Below are 17,152 nucleotides of genomic sequence, written 5' to 3' on the forward strand. Positions count from 1 at the left end.
TAAATCTACTAGATTATAACTCCTAATCCATTCAAATGTAATAGTTATTTACTATTTTATGGTAATACATAACTCTATTTATTTCGACTTTTTTTGACATAAACAAAGCCCTGACAAAAGTCAGGGCCTGCATGTGCTGGTCCTATTCAGACAATGAAAGGATTGAGTCTTCCGGTAAAGTAGTTTCACCGCCGATGATGTAATACATTTCAGCTGAGTCAGTATACGAAGCAAGTGTATCTTTCGTTGTTTGCTCTGCTCCAGCTGGGTTTATAAGGTTCGTAGTTGCATTTTTTAGCTGCAAGTACAGACGGAAGTATTTCCTTTATTTCACTGCTTTATTCAACTAACGTCCCCTTTAATGGAATAACTACAATATGGCCACAGTCCTAAAATTGTTCAACTTACAATTCTTCTTTAACTAACGCTACCCGTTAGTTAAAGTACAATCCTACACAATCTTATTCTCTCCCGTTTGCTGAAAAACAGTAGAAATCGTTTAACATGCACGCCAACTATAAAAAGCAAATTAACCTCTTCTTGCATAGCGTATTGGATTCCAGTACTATGATTATCGAATAGGAGGCGTTTATTATGACAAATTACAGAACTGGGTTGAAACATATTTAATCAGGGGAAGAATCACCTACTGACCCAAAAACTGTGACTTCTTCTTTTAATAAATGAAGAGAGAGGTTTCATTTAATGAAAAACAGTTCATTAAAATTCTACGATTATCATATTTGGGCAAATAATAAAGTTTTTGCTCATTTGCAAACATTGCCTCAAAACGTTACAACCGAAGAAGTTACTAGCGTATTCGCATCAATAAAAGATACTTTGGTTCATATGTACGTTGTTGATCACGGATGGCTTTCTACTATATTAAGGGATGAAAGTTCCGATATTGATGAGATGAAGGAAAGAGTGATAGTTTTAGCAGAATCAGCTCAAAAACAAGATATTACTGGTTTGCAAAAATTATATGACGATTTATATTTAGAATTTAGACAAGCTTTCAATGAAATCAATGACTTTGATCAAATTGAATCCATCTTTTTTGGTCAATTGGATTGTTCGTACCATGATATGATTACGCACATTGTCAATCATGGAACTTATCACAGAGGAAATATAACGGCTATGTTAAGACAACTTGGATTTACTGGCTGCAATACAGACTATGGTGCATTTCTTTTCGAACAACAAAAATAGTTACAAAGGGAGCTGCTTTTTGAGTAGTGCTTTTTTAGCTTCAATTTTCCACTAGTGTATTGTCAGTTGTATAGTAAAACGAAACATAAATTTAAATGCGCATCTACAACCAAAAATTAACTTTCGTTATTGAACTAATCTGCCCCTTTAGCTCCATAAGAAAAAGAGCTGCCAAAGCAACTCCCTTATTTAAGTGTGTTGATGTGGAATACACCAATCGAATCCTTCTTTTTATAGATGCGAGTAACATTCTTTAAAACTGTTACGAATTTATATGTTACTCCATTTAAGTTTCCTGCACGGTAAGCGAACTACTAATATTAATACGAGTCTTTTCCGTCTATGCTTGAATTAAAGTGTGACAATAATCGGACCATTTTTAGTAAGGATAATCGTATGTTCCAATTGAGCTACATAGCTTTTTTCTGTAGCATAGGTCCAACCGTCTTCTTTTTGGAATACTTCTTCTTCAAAGGTTGAGATAAATGGTTCGAATGCGATAACCATCCCTTCCTTTAATAGTTCATTATCCCATGGATCATTATAATTACAAATATGGTCAGGTGCTTCGTGTATTCTACGTCCAACACCATGTCCTGTAAGGTTTTTGATAACAGTGAATCCATGCTGTCTCGCTGTTTCGAATACTGCTTTTCCGATTCTGCTTTTTTTGGAACCGGGTTTTGCTTTCTTAAGACCTGCTTCAAATGCCTTTTTAGCAACGTCGCATATTTTCGTTAATACTTCTTCTCCTTCTCCTACTACAAATGAGATTCCTGTATCTGCGAAATAACCGTTCTTTGAAGCAGATACATCTATATTTACTAGATCCCCTTCATGAATAACCCGATGACCCGGAATACCATGTGCCACTTCTTCATTAAGACTAATGCAAGTATAGCCAGGAAAATCATATTCACCTTTTGGAGCTGAAACTGCACCTGCTTTTTCTAAAAGTTCTCCGGCTATATCATCAAGTTCTTTGGTCGTTATGCCAGGAATTGTTCTTTTTACCAATTCATCTCTAATGGAGGCAATAATTTTGCCAATTTCCTTCAAACCATTAAAATCTTCTTCTGTTTTTGCAATCATTTTTTTCCTACCTCATTATCTTTTTTCATCAATAAACTATATAAGTATTAATTGTTCCTTTATTTTCTCGAAAAATAATAGCAATGTAAATTATTTGGTGCAATACCCCCAGCTTGAATTTTTCTTCGATCAAGAAATAGACCACAAAAAGGATCTAGTACATATGACTATACTATTAATTGGATTTACCTTCCACTTTTCTTATAGAGAAAACCTGTCCCTTTAGTTTAAGTACATTTCTTCACAATCTCACACCATATAATTATATCGAATCCTCCATAATCCTGTCATTTAATGGAATACATATGCGAATTACCCTGCTATTTTTAATGCTAACTACTGTTTTCTCTCCTTATACGGAACCCCTTACTAAAACAGAGCCGGTTTTTTTCATCTAAGTGGTCAAAACCAATTGAAATTGTATAAAATAAAAATATATAACCGAACCCGTATCTTTTCATCCCCCTTCATTCGTTTATAAAGCAGAGAGGTTTAAAAGGAGTGAGATCATGCACGGTAACAGGCTGTCAGACATAAAAAAACAGGATTGGCAAGCGTTTGAAATACTTGAGCAGTACCCAAAATTACAGCAATATTGCCAGTTTCTGACCCAAAATAAACATGACGGGGAAGATGTAGCCCAGGATGTGATGCTAAAAGCGATTCTTAAATACGAGCAAGAGAAAATAAGTTCTGCCCTTTTGAATAAAATGGCGTACAATCACTGGGTCGATTTGATTCGAAAAAGGAAAAAAGAATCTCTTGGCGAGCTTCCTGAGCTGAGTGCAAGGGATCATGCAGCACGATTGAATGAACTTTCAGAAATGATTGATCATTTAGTGGAGAAGTGTACTCCAAAGCAAGCCGTTCTTTTTCTCCTGAAAGAAGGATTTCAATATCAGGCCAAAGAGCTTGCAGAAATGCTTGAGACGTCCGAGACTTCGATTAAATCCGCTTTGTTCCGTGCAAAGAAACGGTTAGCGAAGGATAAGGATGAGGCTGATTCTTACTGGGACGAGGAAGAACGCGAGCTGCTTTCTGATTTGATGTATACCTCCCTGCAGTTTCAGGACCCATCTCCTTTGCTTCAGGCATTGCCGGAAATTCTTACATTTGATGGTACTGACAGCCCTGCGCTCACACTTGCAAGTGTGCGCCCTTTACCGAGCTTCTCTTCTTCGGCCTCTCTGTGCATGGCTGCATAGCCTGCTAAATCGAAAAGAGGAGGAACTCCAATGAGTACGATTCCATATGTCATTGAACAGTCAGGGCGCGGAGAGCGTTCCTATGATATTTACTCGCGCCTATTGAAGGACCGCATTATCATGATCGGTGATGAAATTAATGATCATGTAGCAAACGTAGTTGTCGCCCAGCTCCTGTTTTTGGCGGCAGAAGATAACGAAAAAGACATATCCATTTATATAAACAGTCCTGGTGGATCAATTACGGCGGGGTTCGCAATTTTTGACACCATGCAATATATCAAGCCGGATGTCAGGACCATCTGCACAGGCATGGCCGCTTCATTCGGAGCGATGCTGCTGTTAGCTGGAACCAAAGGAAAGCGGTTTGCGCTCCCAAACAGCGAAATCATGATCCATCAGCCGCTTGGAGGTGCACGCGGCCAGGCCACTGAAATTGAAATATCCGCCCGCCGCATCCTGAAGCTTCGTGAGCACATCAATAAGATCATCGCTGAACGCACAGGTCAGTCCATTGAAAAAGTAGCAAGAGATTCTGACCGTGATTATTACATGAGTGCTGCTGAAGCGAAAGAATACGGGATTATTGATGAGATTATTGTTTCGAGATAAGAAGAGAGATACATGACTGCCTATGGGGCGATCATGTATCTTTTTTTTTTGAATATATTGAACTTTCCTATTGCCAATTGTAAATTAAAGATAAATTCATTTTATGGAGGCGATTATATAATGTTAAAAATAGTAAAAACAAACGGCAAGAATCAAGATTTTAGAATGCTGGTCAACCTATTAGATTCCGACCTCATTGAAAGGTACGGTGACCTGCAGCAGCAATACGACCAGCACAATAAACTGGATCATATCCATGATGTTATCGTCATTTACAAAAACGATGTTCCTGTGGCCTGCGGCGCCTTCAAAGAATACGATCGTGAAACGATTGAATTAAAACGTATTTTCGTAGGAAAAGAGAATAGAAGACAAGGGTTATCAAAATTAATCATCAGGGAGCTGGAAAAAGCAGGAGATGAAAAAGGGTATTCATACGCCGTGCTTGAAACGGGAACCAAGCAGCATGAGGCCATTCATTTATATATAAATGCCGGATATTCTGAAATTCCAAATTACGGACCTTATATAGGAATGGAAAACAGCATTTGTATGAAGAAAATGATATGAGGTTTTCAACACACTTAACATTACAATTGCTTATATGTATAATTCCTTGTTTTGGTGAATGTTTGTCAAACATCTCATTCTTTTTCCTTGCAGACGTTTACACTCACCTTAATGTAATACCCACGATCGGATCATGATTCATTTTAATAAAAAGGAGGAAGAATAATGAACTCACATCTAAAAGAACATTTAAAAGAATTAGAGAAAAGCCATACAAGTCTAGAAGTGCGGAAAAGCCGTGAAAAACTGAACAAGATACTTGCGGATGATTTCTTTGAAATAGGCAGTTCTGGTTATATGTTTGATAAAAAAGAATGTCTGGAAAGCGGAGTAATGTTGACAGAGATGACTTTACATAATTACGAAATTTATCCTTTAGCTTCGGATGTTGTATTATCCACCTATTTTATAAACGATAAAACCAGAAAGCGAAATACACTTCGCAGCTCAATCTGGAAATTGATCGACGGCAGGTGGCAATTGTTTTTCCATCAAGGTACTATAACCGATTTGCAGGTAAATGATGTTGAAAAAGGATACTGATTAAATCCTTTTAAAATGTGTACTAGGAATCGCCGATTTTGATCCAAGAAAAATCATGACCCTATAAGAAAAAGGCCAGAATCGGTGGCTCAGATAGATCTAATGCATTGTTTTGACTGCCCCCAGCGACTTGTGACCTTTTAGACCATTATTTTTATATAGTAAGTCAAAAGCGTAGAACCGTTTCCCTTTGCCGACTCCATCAGGAGAGCGGTTTATTTCTTTTTCGACTTAAAAAAGCAGCCTATAGGCAAATCTTAATATTTCTTTAAAAAATCTTAAGAAAAAGTTTCCTTTCAACATGCGATAAGCTGACATATAATCATGACATGGAAAGTTAATTTAACGAGAATACTAGAAAGTCGGGTGAGTCATTCATGCCCCCAGCAGCTATAGTAAGGGAACAGACTGCTTTTAATGATATTTATCAAACTTATTATACGGTGATTTACCGGATTGCACTGCGGATGACAAAGGATCCTCATTTAGCTGAGGATATTGCACAGGAAACCTTTCTTAAGGCTTTTTTGAAGATGGATACGATATTTGAAAACGGGAAGCTGAAAAATTGGCTCTCAGCCATTGCGAGGAGAACGGCGATTGATTTGTTTTTAAGAAAGAAGAGAAACGAGATCTCGATTGAGGAGCAGCTCATAGCGGACGGCAGGGAACAGATAGAGGATACGATTGACTATACGCTGTTAAAAGAGAAGACGAAGCTTCTGGTTTCTGCGCTTAAATCCGATTACAGGGAAATTATGACCCTAAAACTTTTTTTGGAAATGAAAGATCAGGAGATTGCAGAGTATCTTTCTTTGAACCTATCGACTGTTAAAACAAAAATACATAGAGCACGAAAGGAATTGAAGGCTGCGCTGTAAAAGAGGATGAAAACTCATGGGAGTTCATCCTCTTTTTATTCCTTTGGTGTAGGGTCTAGTTCTATTTCCATTGTGTTTAGAAAGACGACTATCCGGAAATGGATTTCATCTAGGAAAATAGTGATATAACCAAAGCTGAGACCTTTTGTTCACAATTGAATCAAGGTGAACAGTATACGATAAAATACGTTCGGGAAGATGGTTTATTGAATGTGCCTCATTCTACAGAGAACCTCGACAGTAAATCCACCCGGTGCTTTAACATAGAATGTCCAGCCATGCAGCCTTTGCGGGGGTTTCACATCAAACCCATCATCCTTCAAGCGTTGATTGATCTCGTTCACCTGCTCTTCGCTCTCCAGCGAAAATCCTATATGAAAGCTCTTAGGGTAGCTGACCTGAGTACCTTTCATTAAGGCGAGCAATAACCCGTTGTCGTCGGTCAGTACAGCGAATGAATCGCCATGCGTGCTCTTGGTTTGCAGGTCGAAATATTTCTCCAAGAATTCTCGAGCTGCGTTAACGTCAGTGACTGTGAGATTGAGATGGTTTAGTTTCATTGGTTACACTCCTCTTTTTAGTGATAATATCTTACTCCCCGCTAACGAGGGATTTCTTGGACTAATGTATTCTGTCCAGCAGCGACCATCCACGTTCCCTGTTCTTTGACCATCACGTAAATGGCGAGACTGCCTTGCCCATTTTCTATTATTTTCCCTTCTGAGGTTGTCGGATATTGCCGAATGTGTACAGTAGCCACATCTGGACGTACAAAAATAATGCTATCGACCGTATAACGAGCATATGCGTTACGGAGTGGTCCTGCCAAGATTACTTTGTGCGTTTCATTGATTTGCTTCCAACCAGATAGCTGCACACCGACCACATTGACCCATATGGCGTTTTGAGTGAAGTGACGATCTAATTCGTCTGCATTATGTTGATTAAATGCAGCCTCAATCTCGATGATGGTTTGCCGGATGGCGTTTATTTCTTCCTGCCGATCCTCTGAATTGTAAACTTCGGGTTTGTCAGACATTAACATTCCTCCTCCTATTTTTATTGGGAATTGTTGGTTTCTTTCTATAATGCGGACTTTCTATACTTTCTTTGTGTTAAGTAAATAACTGGTTCTTTAGAGAAACCTTATCAGCATTCAGTCCGTTTTTTGGTTAATATTACGATTTATCCCAATTATAAAGGGAGATAAAACTTATCTTAACAGTCAAATGGATGAACTTGCTTCCAACTTTTGCTGTATGAGACTTACTTTATAAATAATTAAACGCAACTCTTTACTCATACATTTTTACAGCTCTTTCACATATTTCAATATATCTGCAATTTGGCGCGTTTATTTAGGAACGCGTCTTTTTCAGGTATTGGGCCATTTTTAAGGAATAAGAGAAGGGGTTATACTTTAGTAAATCGAAGTTTATCAGAAGTTGTTATGACGCTTATTTGAAAACTTGCTTAATGCTGAAAAAGGGAAGAAATAACAAAAAAATTATGGTGGGGGATTTAACATGAAGGTTATTGGTCTTATTGGTGGAATGAGTTGGGAATCATCTGTTGAGTATTATCGGATTATTAACGAAGAAGTGAAAAGAAGATTAGGAGGGTTACATTCTGCAAGATGCCTTTTATACAGTGTTGATTTTGAAGAAATTGAGCGTTATCAGTCAGAGGGCGACTGGAAAAAGGCTGGTGAAACATTGGGTGATGTTGCACGTTCTTTGGAAAAAGGGGGAGCAGACTTTATCGTAATTTGTACCAATACCATGCACAAGGTTATTGGTGACATACAGAAAAAAATCAGCATACCTATTTTGCATATTGCAGATGCAGCAGCTAATCAAATTAAAAAGCAAGGAATTAATTCCGTAGGGTTACTTGGCACAAAATATACGATGGAGCAAGACTTTTACAAATCACGCTTAGATTCTAATCGTATAAAGGTTATGGTACCAAATGATAATGAAAGAGAGATCGTAAACAAAGTTATTTATGAAGAGTTATGTTTAGGGAAGGTTCAACAAAAATCAAGGGATTATTATAAAAAGGTTATCCGAGGTTTAATCGAAACTGGCGCTGAAGGTATTATATTAGGCTGTACAGAAATTGGATTATTGATAAAACCGGAGAATTCTGAAGTTCCTCTGTTTGATACAACTTATATACATGCTCTTGAAGCAGTAAATATGTCCTTACGGAAATAGCAAAGTAATGAAGATACCTAAATAATTAATATAATTTACTGATGAAGTGGGTTAAATAAGAATCGCTTTTTTTTGTTTAACTAACCGTTCAGCTTGAGTTTCTGCTTTTTTATTTGGATTTTTAAGAATTGGTTCATTTTTCCTGAAAAAAGTGAAACTTCTTGTCTAGTGACTCGTACCTATAGTACAGTTCTAAAAACTTGGACTCATACATAGTGGAATCAGACATGTGAAGTCGGGTCGGCAGAATTGAATGATCGATTTTTCAGGGGGAAATAAGAATGTCTTTAGATGCAAAAGCGTATTCATGCAATGGAAGAAGTTCATGGTCAGGAAGTTCACGAACGGAAACAGAAGGGTATCAATGGATAATCAATACCTCGGACAAAGGCTATGTCAAATCTGGAGTATCCATTTGCGGAGTAGTCCTGAGCAACACTATTATTGATTTCAGCACTTCCTTTATCGTTAAGAATGGCTATTCAGGCAACAAATCATCTTATGTTGCAAGCATTCAAAGAACGCTTGCATGCCTTGGCTATTCACCGGGCGCTGCTGATGGGATCTTCGGAAGCGGGACAGAACGGGCAGTGAAGGACTTTCAGGCTGACAAAGGCCTTGCTGCTGACGGAATTGTGGGCAAGGATACATATTATTGCTTATCAACTGCCAGATACTAAAAAAGCGTGTTATCCTTCACTGTGAAGGATAACGCGTTTTTTATTGGATAAATTTATAAAAAAAATATAAAAACCTAGTTGACTTATCGGATTAATGTATTATAAAATACAGACAATTAAAAAAATAATTGATTTGCTAATCGGAAAACCGAAGGCTCCAGGTCTTGCTTCAAAGCAAGAATTGGAGCCTTTATGCTTATCAAGGAAAGGATGTTAAAACATGAGTTATATTGTTGCTATTTCGGGAAGTCCGTCGTCAGAATCCAGATCTTCCATTCTGACAAACTACTTGAAGAGGGAAGCTGAGCAGAATGGAATTCAAATAAAAGAAATCTCAGTTCTTGATTTTGAGCCTGATGTTCTGATCCGCGGCATTTACGATCATCCGTCCATTCTGCAGGTTACACAGGAACTAAAGGGGGCAAGCGGTGTCATTATCGTATCGCCCGTTTATAAGGCTGCTTATTCTGGGGCTTTAAAAACCCTGCTGGATCTTCTTCCCCAGGATGTTTTAAAGGATAAACCTGTGTTTCCTCTGATGGTTGGAGGAAGCGGGGCGCATTTGCTTGCGATTGATTATTCATTGAAGCCTCTGCTGGCCGCTTTAAGTGCCCAGACCATATTAAAAGGCGTCTATGTCTTAGATAAGTTTGTGGATAAGTCTGACCTCAGAAACCCAATTAAAGATGAAGAGGTTCAGTCGAAAGTAACCGTTCAATTTAAACAGTTTATAGAAATTGTTTCAAACTTAAGAAGCTCTGCTGAATTGAAGTAAAAAAGAACAGGGAGGAAAAGCGGATGGCTACTATTAACGAGACAAAGGTTCAGCAAATTATAACCGCTCTGAAAAAAATCAATTACGGCTCTGTACTCATTACCATTCACGATGGTGAAATTACGCAGCTTGACAGCACGGAAAAGAGCAGATTCTCAAAGACTAAACCTGTTAAAAGCTGAAAATTGCCTAACTGACAGTCATTCGACCGGTCATCCGGAGAAGACACGAATTCTACTTGTAGAGCGTGTCTTTTTTTATTGAAAAAAAGAATCGAAAGGGATGAAAGAGTGTGAGTGATACAGGAAAAGAGGTTGAATTTGGATGGTTTATACCTACAACTGGCGACGGGAAATACATTGGCGTGAAGCCTGAGAAAGAATCAACGGCTGAGTACATGATTGAGGTTGCACAAAAAGCAGAAACGGCGGGTTTTACGTTTGCTCTGATTCCAACGGGAGGCTCATGCCTGGATGCTTGGATTGTAGGTTCCATGATTGCCTCTCATACCAGCATTCTAAAACCTTTAGTAGCTATGCGTCCGGGATTGATTGAGCCGGTGCCTGCAGCAAGGATGGCGGCAACTCTGGATGTTTTATCCAATGGGAGGGCTTTAATAAACATCGTAACTGGCGGGTCTCCAGACGACTTAAAAGCAACAGGAGACCCGTTGGCCAATCATCATGACAAACGCTACGACAGAACACTTGAATTTTTGCAGGTTATAAAAGGACTCTGGAATAACCAAATAGCTGCAGAAGGTAATGAATTTTTAGCAGCGCATGCCAAAAGCAGTGAGAAGGGTTTATTTTTCAAAGGAGACTATTATGCGATTGAAAATGGTGAAAGTCAGCCTGCACCCATTCAGAAACCGCATCCTCCTATTTATTTTGGAGGAAGCTCGCCTGCAGGAAAACGGACTGCTGCTGAAACAGCTGATGTATACCTCATGTGGGCCGAACCCCTTGATTGGATCAAGGAGCAAATAGATGAGGCAGAAAGTCTGGTGAAAAAGGTGAATGAAGAAAAAGGCTTGAACCGCCGGCTTCGGTATGGACTTAGGGCTCAGGTTCTGGTTAGGGAAACGGAGGAGGAGGCGTACCGAGCTGCATGGGAAATTATCAGCAAAGTGGACCAGCGCGCAGTTGATCAATCCAATCAGCGCTTCACGAGAACAGATGCAACGAATCAGAAGAGACAGAATCAGCTGAGAGTGCAATCGGCTGATCAGGATTATTTTGCAGGGCCTAATTTATGGACCGGTCTTTCTTCAGTCAGAGGCGGGGGCTCACTGCTGCTTGTTGGCACTCCGGAACAAGTGTCTGACCGCATACTTGAATATGCAGATCTCGGCATTTCTTCCTTTATTTTATCCGGATATCCTAATCTGGAGGAAGCAGAGATTACCGGGAAACTGCTTTTGCCGCTTGTCAAAGAAAAGCTGAAAGTAAAAGCGTAAAGAAAGGAGAAGGTTATGGCTTTACTTGAAATGAATGATTTAAACAAACGGTTTGAAAGTGAAAAAGGACATACTCATGCGCTGAAAGATATAACGCTATCTGTTAAAGACGGTGAGTTTATTACGATCATCGGACCAAGCGGATGCGGCAAAAGCACCATGCTGAAAATTATTGCCGGACTTGATACGGATCTGTCGGGCAGTGTTCAGATCGAGGGGGAAGAAGTAAAAGGACCGAGTATTGACAAAGGGTTTATCTTTCAGGAACCGAGACTTTTTCCATGGTACACGGTTGAGAAAAACATAGCAGCCAATTACTCGCTTCATGAAAGAGAGACGTGGAAAAAAGTAAAGGAGCTGATTCAGCTTGTAAAGCTGGATGGGTTTGAAAAAGCCTATCCTAAGGAGCTGTCAGGCGGAATGGCCCAGCGTGCTGCGATTGCAAGGGCCCTGCTTAGAAATCCAAAAGTGCTTTTGCTCGATGAGCCGTTTGGAGCGCTTGACGCTTTTACAAGATCCCATATGCAGGAAGTGCTTCTTGATATATGGCAAAAGAACCGGACAACGATGCTCTTTGTGACACATGATATCGATGAAGCTATCTATCTCGGCGACAGGGTCGTCATTATGAACGCAAGACCGGGTTCCATCCGAAAAACGGTGACGATTGATCTGCCGCATCCAAGAAAAAAAACAAGCCGCCCGTTTCAGGAATACCGCCAGCTTATTTTAAATGAGTTTGAAAAAACGGAAGAGCTTGAGCTGCTGAACAGTGCAGGTATCTAGTGAGGTGAATAGGAGATGAGTCAAAAAGCTTTATGGATATTTACACCAGCCTCCAAGCAGGGGAATAAAGGCTTCTTAACAAAACAAAAGAAGAAAAAGGCTCAAACCAGTTCTTTTATGAGGGGATTATTGTTTCCCGCTGCCATACTCGTCATATGGGAGCTTGCAGGTTATCTGGGAGTCATTTCTCAAACTTTGCTGCCGAGGCCAACGGACATTTTTGTTTCATTTATTGATCTGCTGACAACAGGCAATCTGATCTATCATTTTCAGGTCAGTTTACTCCGTGCTTTGGGGGGATTTCTGATTGGAGGAACACTCGGGCTTCTTGCCGGTCTTCTAGTTGGCTTTTCAAGTAAAACAGAACAGACATTGGATCCGACCATGCAGATGCTGAGAACCATTCCAACACTTGCTGTGATCCCTCTGTTTATCTTGTGGTTCGGGTTCGGGGAAGTTTCCAAGCTGCTTTTAATTGCCAAAGGTGCTTTTTTTCCGCTCTATGTAAATACTTTTCTAGGGATCCGGAGTGTAGATACAAAAATGTTTGAAGTGGCCAAGGTATTGGAATTCAGCAGATGGAAACAAATTAAAAATTTGGTGCTGCCATCAGCTCTCCCTAATATTCTGCTTGGCTTGCGTCTTGCTCTCGGTGCAGCCTGGCTCGCTTTGGTAGCTGCGGAACTGATGGGCTCGAGTGAAGGAATCGGCTATCTGATTACAGATGCCAGACAATTTTCTCAAACAACGGTCGTTTTCGTGGGAATAATCATTTTTGCCGTTTTTGGAAAGGCTTCGGATTCTTTTGTCAGGTTCTTTGAGAGAAGACTGCTTAAATGGCGGGACAGCTATAAAGGCTAATACTTAAGGGGGATAATAATGGCGGAGCGAAAAAAGCGGAAAATGCATTTGAATTTGTTTCTGACAAGCATGGGTCATCATGAGGCAGCGTGGAGGCATCCGTCCTCTGAGATAGGACGGATTCATGATATCGGCTATTATCGCGAGATTGTCCAAAAGGCAGAAGCAGCCAAGCTTGATTCTATTTTTCTGGCAGACAGGTATTCTGTTTCTAAACAAGCGGTTAAATTTGGGGAGCTTGGAGGCGGGGGCCTGGAACCTCTTACTCTCTTATCGGCTCTCGCGGCCGTGACAGAAAAAATCGGCCTGATTGCCACCGTATCCACCTCTTTCAATGAACCTTTTAACGTAGCAAGAAGGTTTTCTTCTCTTGATCACATCAGCAAAGGAAGAGCCGGGTGGAATGTGATTACTTCAGGCACAGATGAGGAGGCGGTCAATTTCAATTTTTACCGCATTCCGCCTCATGCAGAAAGGTACAGGCGTGCAAAAGAATTTATGGATGTGGCCATCAAGCTGTGGGGCAGCTGGGAAGAAGGAGCACTTTTAAAAGATAAAGATTCAGGCATTTATGCAGATCATGAAAAAGTGCATGAAATTCAACACAGAGGCAATTATTTCTCGGTGAAAGGCCCTTTGAACAGTTCCCGTTCTCCTCAGGGTCAGCCCGTCATCGTACAGGCCGGTTCCTCAAAGACGGGAATTGATTTTGCGGCACAATATGCGGAAGCCGTTTTTACTGCCCAGCAGTCGCTGACAGAGGCTAAAGGATTTTATCAAGCCATAAAAGCAAAGGCTCTGGAATATGGTCGGTCCCAGAATGAAATCATTATCCTTCCCGGAATTTGCCCGATTATCGGCAGAACAGAAGCAGAAGCGAAGGAAAAGGAAGCAAAGCTGCATGAATTAACGAATCCAGAGTACAGCCTGATTCAGCTTTCAAACCGAATTGGGATTGATTTGACAGGCTATCCGCTTGACGGACCTCTTCCTCGGCTGCCTGACATCAGTGATATTCAGGGCCATAAAAGCAGGACACAGCTAATTGTGAGTTTAGCAGAAAAAGAGAAGCTGACAATTAGAGAGCTGCTGCTTCGTCTTGCAGGAGGGCGCGGTCACTTCACGATAGCAGGAACGGCAGAGCAGATCGCAGATGAACTGGAATTGTGGTTTGAAAATGGTGCAGCAGATGGCTTTAACATCATGCCGCAGCTGATGAGTGAAGGTTTTGATGACTTTATTCAGTTTGTTGTACCGGAGCTTCAGCGGAGAAGTCTTTTCAGAACGGAATATGAAAGCCATACATTGCGGGGAAATCTGGGTCTTTCGTTTCCGGAAAATCAACAAAAAATACGAAACTATTAGTTGTTCATTAGAGAGGAGCATGTATTCATGAAATCTGCAGCCAGCCTTGGAAAATGGGGAATTTTTTTAAGTTTACTAATGGTCATCCAGCTTTTTCTTACAGGGTGCGGCTCAGAAACGAGCTCTGCTGAAGAAGAAAAAGCCCCTTCTGCCGGTCAAAAAACGGTGGTTCACATTGGAGTTCAGGGAAGTACAGGGATTTTGCCATATGCACGGGAAAAAAAATCGTTTGAAAAGGCTTTTGAAAAAGCAGGGGCAGCAGTAGAGTGGCATGAATTTGCAAGCGGCCCGCCGCATTTTGAAGCACTTGCTTCAGGAAGACTGGATTTTGGGGCAACTGGAGGGACACCGCTGATAGCAGGACAATCAGGAGGTGTTGACTTTAAAGCCATAGCGGTAACAACAGACGGTAAAAAAGGAAACTCAATCGTTGTTCCAAAAGGAAGTGCTGTTAAGGAACTCAAGGATTTAAAAGGGAAGAAGATTGCAGTAGCAAAAGGAAGCAGTGCCTACAATTTCTTATATATGGCGCTTGAGCGGGCAGGATTACAAGATGAAGACATTAAACTGGTTCAGCTTCAGCCGGATGAAGCGCGGCCAGCGCTCGATAATGGCTCAATTGATGCATGGTCTACATGGGAGCCATACGTGACGACGGCCGTATTTCAAACAGGAGCGGATGTCCTCGTCAGTGGGGCAGACTTAAATATCAATGCCCCAGGCTTTCTGATTGCACGTACAGGTTTTACGGAAGAGCATCCGGAACTGACTGTTCTCTTTCTGAAAACATATGAAGAGGTCAGAAAGCACTTTACTGAAAATCTAGATGAAGTATCGCAGGAAATAGCAGATGCAGAAGGAGTGGACGTAGACATTATTTCAACTGTCCTGAAAAATTCTGAACCTATCTTATCTCCTGCAACAGATGAATTTAAAAAAGCGCACCAGGATCAAGCTGATTTTCTTTTTGAAGCAGGAGGTATTCATAAAAAACTTGATACCTCTGAAGTCATTGAGAATCGCTACATTGAAGAAGCCTTGAAATAAGATGAATGCGGGAAATGAGAGTATGCTTTTATCAGCATCCTCTTTTTTCTATATAAATGGAGGGAAACAAATGAAGGATCTTTTGTTTGTTATTGGCCCTTTGATAGGTGAGCGGAAGATGAAATCGTTCTGGACCAATTTGGCTGAAAAAGGATGCAGGGCAAAATCAGTTTATCTTTGTGATTTTCACCCGGATGTTCTTTTTAACCCCCAGTCCGGTCATCCGAAATTCCGTCATTTAATAGATGGAATAAACTCCTCAAGAGTCGTCATACTCGCGGTTCCAAAACAGTTCCTGCCTTCTTTTTATGCGATGCAATCCATCCTTGAAGCTTTACCTGCTGAGATTTTCAAAGGAAAGCTGCTGATGCCTGTGTTTTCACCTGCAGAGGAGAATGAAGACATTCCGGAAAAGATCATGCGTCTGATTAGCCGTTTTCATGAAACAATTATTATAGAAGAAAGCAGATAAAGGCCCTCCTTGAAGTTAAAGGAGGGTTTCATTTTTCATATAGGCTTACTCATATTCCTTTAATACTTTTTCAATGAATGAATTATCCACTACTTCCGAGACGTTCAGTTCTTTTTTCAGTCCTCCGAGTTCGAGCAGAAGATCAGCAGTGCTTTGCTGTTCATTTATGATGCTCTCATCGATCGGTGTGTTTGCAGGCACGGAGTTTTCAAGAACTTTTCGGATCACTTCTTTATCCGTTTTCTTAAGTTCAGAATAAATCGCAATTGCTTCTTCTTTGTTTTCATTTTGCCATCTCGTTGCTTTTTCTGAAACTTTCAGATAAAGCTCAACAAGTTCAGGATGTTCATCAGCAAATTGAGTGCGTACGATTTGAAAGCCAGGGCTGAAGGTGCCGATCGCTTTTCCGTTCGAGAGAACTCTTGCTTCATTTTTTACAACTTGGATGGACTGATAAGGCTCCCAAATCGCCCAGGCGTCTACTTTATTCGTTTCAAAAGCAGCCTGCGCTTCATCAGGCTGAAGCTGAATGATCTGTATTTCAGATGGATCCATGCCTTCCTTTTCAAGGAAGCGGTACAGCAATCCAAATGCGCTGCTTCCTTTGGCAACCGCTACTTTTTTTCCCTTTAAATCCTCTGGTTTTTGAATAGGGCTATCTTTATGGACAAGAATAGCATCCCCTTTTTCTCCGGTGCTTGCTGATGCGATTTCTTTAAACGGAATATCAGCACCCTGGCCGGATAGGACCGGAATATTGCCGACCCTCCCAAAATCAATCCTTCCTGATGCAATGGCTTCAAAATAGGAGGGGCCGCTTTGAAATTCGACCCATTTAACTTTTGCGCCAGCCTTATTGAATTCTTCCTCAAACCAGCCTTTATGCTTTGCAAGCAAAATAGGCCAGATGCTTTGCTGAATACCGATATTGACCGTTATACCCTCTTTCTTTGATTCGCTGTTCTCTATTGAACCAGCTGATTTAGACCCGCACCCAGAAAGAACGGTGAGCAGCATAAAGAAAATCAAGTACCCAGTAAAACGATTCGTTCTTTTCATATTCATCCCCCTAGAAGATATGTTGAAATAGTAACCCATTTTCACTTCCTTTTCTCCGCTGAAACAGGAAAGGCCCTATCTAACAGCATAAAGATGCTGCTAGACAGGGCCTTCGGTTGACAGATCGGCTTATGTATGAATATATATCCATGTTAATACTTACTATTCCGATTTGTCAAGTGTGATTTATTTTCAAATCACATTGATAAATCAGAATATTCGGAGTAAAATAATAACAATAACTGAAAACGTCGACCAGACTGCTGGAGGCTTTCGTTCCTGTTTATTTTTCTCACAGAATGAAAGCCTCT

At 40.5% G+C, this 17,152-nt stretch carries 20 protein-coding genes; 16 read left to right on the forward strand and 4 right to left on the reverse strand.

What is annotated here, in order from left to right; genetic code table 11:
- Positions 1–705 precede the first annotated feature (705 nt).
- Positions 706–1,215, forward strand: a complete 510-nt coding sequence (locus QLQ22_RS07860) for a DinB family protein (protein WP_223440909.1) — start codon at positions 706–708, stop codon at positions 1,213–1,215.
- A gap of 351 nt (positions 1,216–1,566) precedes the next feature.
- Here QLQ22_RS07860 and map read toward each other — a convergent pair whose 3' ends face one another.
- Positions 1,567–2,307, reverse strand: a complete 741-nt coding sequence (gene map / locus QLQ22_RS07865) for a type I methionyl aminopeptidase (RefSeq protein ID WP_284016390.1) — start codon at positions 2,305–2,307, stop codon at positions 1,567–1,569.
- A gap of 509 nt (positions 2,308–2,816) precedes the next feature.
- Between map and QLQ22_RS07870 the strand changes: the two genes are divergently transcribed.
- The 5 genes from QLQ22_RS07870 to QLQ22_RS07890 all read left to right on the forward strand — a co-directional run bounded on the left by QLQ22_RS07870 (position 2,817) and on the right by QLQ22_RS07890 (position 6,118).
- Positions 2,817–3,512: a sigma-70 family RNA polymerase sigma factor gene (locus QLQ22_RS07870; RefSeq protein ID WP_284016391.1), complete on the forward strand. Its 696-nt coding sequence runs from the start codon at positions 2,817–2,819 to the stop codon at positions 3,510–3,512.
- Positions 3,513–3,542: 30 nt separating this feature from the next.
- Positions 3,543–4,124: an ATP-dependent Clp endopeptidase proteolytic subunit ClpP gene (gene clpP / locus QLQ22_RS07875; RefSeq protein ID WP_284016392.1), complete on the forward strand. Its 582-nt coding sequence runs from the start codon at positions 3,543–3,545 to the stop codon at positions 4,122–4,124.
- Positions 4,125–4,244: 120 nt separating this feature from the next.
- Positions 4,245–4,694 carry a GNAT family N-acetyltransferase gene (locus QLQ22_RS07880; protein WP_284016393.1) on the forward strand — a complete coding sequence of 150 codons (450 nt, stop codon included), beginning with the start codon at positions 4,245–4,247 and terminating at the stop codon, positions 4,692–4,694.
- A gap of 165 nt (positions 4,695–4,859) precedes the next feature.
- A complete protein-coding gene (locus QLQ22_RS07885; RefSeq protein ID WP_223440924.1) occupies positions 4,860–5,237 on the forward strand; it encodes a nuclear transport factor 2 family protein in 378 nt (125 codons plus the stop codon).
- A 377-nt stretch (positions 5,238–5,614) separates the two neighbouring features.
- Positions 5,615–6,118: an RNA polymerase sigma factor gene (locus QLQ22_RS07890; protein WP_223440926.1), complete on the forward strand. Its 504-nt coding sequence runs from the start codon at positions 5,615–5,617 to the stop codon at positions 6,116–6,118.
- Positions 6,119–6,321: 203 nt separating this feature from the next.
- Here the strand turns inward: QLQ22_RS07890 and QLQ22_RS07895 are convergent, their stop codons facing one another.
- Together QLQ22_RS07895 and QLQ22_RS07900 are read right to left on the reverse strand one after the other, a co-directional pair.
- A complete protein-coding gene (locus QLQ22_RS07895; protein ID WP_252208414.1) occupies positions 6,322–6,678 on the reverse strand; it encodes a VOC family protein in 357 nt (118 codons plus the stop codon).
- Positions 6,679–6,719: 41 nt separating this feature from the next.
- On the reverse strand, positions 6,720–7,157 hold the full coding sequence (locus QLQ22_RS07900; RefSeq protein WP_223440931.1) for an SgcJ/EcaC family oxidoreductase: 438 nt from the start codon (positions 7,155–7,157) through the stop codon (positions 6,720–6,722).
- Positions 7,158–7,644: 487 nt separating this feature from the next.
- On the opposite strand from QLQ22_RS07900, the gene QLQ22_RS07905 reads away from it, so the two are divergent.
- From QLQ22_RS07905 to QLQ22_RS07950, 10 genes are all read left to right on the forward strand, one after another.
- Positions 7,645–8,337, forward strand: a complete 693-nt coding sequence (locus tag QLQ22_RS07905) for an aspartate/glutamate racemase family protein (RefSeq protein WP_284016394.1) — start codon at positions 7,645–7,647, stop codon at positions 8,335–8,337.
- Between the two features lie 281 nt (positions 8,338–8,618).
- Complete coding sequence (locus QLQ22_RS07910; protein ID WP_223440937.1) at positions 8,619–9,017, forward strand: peptidoglycan-binding domain-containing protein; 399 nt, start codon at positions 8,619–8,621, stop codon at positions 9,015–9,017.
- Between the two features lie 220 nt (positions 9,018–9,237).
- Positions 9,238–9,792, forward strand: a complete 555-nt coding sequence (gene ssuE, locus QLQ22_RS07915) for an NADPH-dependent FMN reductase (RefSeq protein ID WP_284016395.1) — start codon at positions 9,238–9,240, stop codon at positions 9,790–9,792.
- A gap of 23 nt (positions 9,793–9,815) precedes the next feature.
- Positions 9,816–9,974, forward strand: coding sequence for a YezD family protein (locus QLQ22_RS07920; RefSeq protein ID WP_223440946.1), 159 nt, complete (start codon positions 9,816–9,818; stop codon positions 9,972–9,974).
- A 110-nt stretch (positions 9,975–10,084) separates the two neighbouring features.
- Positions 10,085–11,251: an LLM class flavin-dependent oxidoreductase gene (locus QLQ22_RS07925; RefSeq protein ID WP_223440950.1), complete on the forward strand. Its 1,167-nt coding sequence runs from the start codon at positions 10,085–10,087 to the stop codon at positions 11,249–11,251.
- Positions 11,252–11,266: 15 nt separating this feature from the next.
- Positions 11,267–12,037, forward strand: coding sequence for an ABC transporter ATP-binding protein (locus QLQ22_RS07930; RefSeq protein WP_284016396.1), 771 nt, complete (start codon positions 11,267–11,269; stop codon positions 12,035–12,037).
- Positions 12,038–12,052: 15 nt separating this feature from the next.
- Positions 12,053–12,898 carry an ABC transporter permease gene (locus QLQ22_RS07935; RefSeq protein WP_223440954.1) on the forward strand — a complete coding sequence of 282 codons (846 nt, stop codon included), beginning with the start codon at positions 12,053–12,055 and terminating at the stop codon, positions 12,896–12,898.
- An 18-nt stretch (positions 12,899–12,916) separates the two neighbouring features.
- A complete protein-coding gene (locus QLQ22_RS07940; protein WP_284016397.1) occupies positions 12,917–14,263 on the forward strand; it encodes an LLM class flavin-dependent oxidoreductase in 1,347 nt (448 codons plus the stop codon).
- A 27-nt stretch (positions 14,264–14,290) separates the two neighbouring features.
- A complete protein-coding gene (locus tag QLQ22_RS07945) occupies positions 14,291–15,310 on the forward strand; it encodes an aliphatic sulfonate ABC transporter substrate-binding protein (protein ID WP_284016398.1) in 1,020 nt (339 codons plus the stop codon).
- Positions 15,311–15,380: 70 nt separating this feature from the next.
- The gene (locus tag QLQ22_RS07950) at positions 15,381–15,782 is read left to right on the forward strand and encodes a hypothetical protein (protein ID WP_284016399.1); all 402 of its coding nucleotides are present in this window, start codon (positions 15,381–15,383) and stop codon (positions 15,780–15,782) included.
- 45 nt (positions 15,783–15,827) lie between these two features.
- Here the strand turns inward: QLQ22_RS07950 and QLQ22_RS07955 are convergent, their stop codons facing one another.
- Positions 15,828–16,841, reverse strand: coding sequence for an aliphatic sulfonate ABC transporter substrate-binding protein (locus QLQ22_RS07955; protein WP_284016400.1), 1,014 nt, complete (start codon positions 16,839–16,841; stop codon positions 15,828–15,830).
- Positions 16,842–17,152 lie beyond the last annotated feature (311 nt).

Source organism: Metabacillus hrfriensis, from assembly GCF_030127205.1.
Classification (GTDB): domain Bacteria; phylum Bacillota; class Bacilli; order Bacillales; family Bacillaceae; genus Bacillus_P; species Bacillus_P dongyingensis.

Coding starts and splice junctions, on each gene's coding strand:
- QLQ22_RS07910 (WP_223440937.1), top strand. CDS start 8,619: ATGTCTTTAGATGCAAAAGCGTATTCATGCAATGGAAGAAGTTCATGG.
- QLQ22_RS07905 (WP_284016394.1), top strand. CDS start 7,645: ATGAAGGTTATTGGTCTTATTGGTGGAATGAGTTGGGAATCATCTGTT.
- QLQ22_RS07945 (WP_284016398.1), top strand. CDS start 14,291: ATGAAATCTGCAGCCAGCCTTGGAAAATGGGGAATTTTTTTAAGTTTA.
- QLQ22_RS07890 (WP_223440926.1), top strand. CDS start 5,615: ATGCCCCCAGCAGCTATAGTAAGGGAACAGACTGCTTTTAATGATATT.
- QLQ22_RS07930 (WP_284016396.1), top strand. CDS start 11,267: ATGGCTTTACTTGAAATGAATGATTTAAACAAACGGTTTGAAAGTGAA.
- QLQ22_RS07880 (WP_284016393.1), top strand. CDS start 4,245: ATGTTAAAAATAGTAAAAACAAACGGCAAGAATCAAGATTTTAGAATG.
- clpP (WP_284016392.1), top strand. CDS start 3,543: ATGAGTACGATTCCATATGTCATTGAACAGTCAGGGCGCGGAGAGCGT.
- QLQ22_RS07860 (WP_223440909.1), top strand. CDS start 706: ATGAAAAACAGTTCATTAAAATTCTACGATTATCATATTTGGGCAAAT.
- QLQ22_RS07885 (WP_223440924.1), top strand. CDS start 4,860: ATGAACTCACATCTAAAAGAACATTTAAAAGAATTAGAGAAAAGCCAT.
- QLQ22_RS07935 (WP_223440954.1), top strand. CDS start 12,053: ATGAGTCAAAAAGCTTTATGGATATTTACACCAGCCTCCAAGCAGGGG.
- QLQ22_RS07895 (WP_252208414.1), bottom strand. CDS start 6,678: ATGAAACTAAACCATCTCAATCTCACAGTCACTGACGTTAACGCAGCT.
- QLQ22_RS07950 (WP_284016399.1), top strand. CDS start 15,381: ATGAAGGATCTTTTGTTTGTTATTGGCCCTTTGATAGGTGAGCGGAAG.
- QLQ22_RS07940 (WP_284016397.1), top strand. CDS start 12,917: ATGGCGGAGCGAAAAAAGCGGAAAATGCATTTGAATTTGTTTCTGACA.
- QLQ22_RS07955 (WP_284016400.1), bottom strand. CDS start 16,841: ATGAAAAGAACGAATCGTTTTACTGGGTACTTGATTTTCTTTATGCTG.
- map (WP_284016390.1), bottom strand. CDS start 2,307: ATGATTGCAAAAACAGAAGAAGATTTTAATGGTTTGAAGGAAATTGGC.
- ssuE (WP_284016395.1), top strand. CDS start 9,238: ATGAGTTATATTGTTGCTATTTCGGGAAGTCCGTCGTCAGAATCCAGA.
- QLQ22_RS07920 (WP_223440946.1), top strand. CDS start 9,816: ATGGCTACTATTAACGAGACAAAGGTTCAGCAAATTATAACCGCTCTG.
- QLQ22_RS07900 (WP_223440931.1), bottom strand. CDS start 7,157: ATGTCTGACAAACCCGAAGTTTACAATTCAGAGGATCGGCAGGAAGAA.
- QLQ22_RS07870 (WP_284016391.1), top strand. CDS start 2,817: ATGCACGGTAACAGGCTGTCAGACATAAAAAAACAGGATTGGCAAGCG.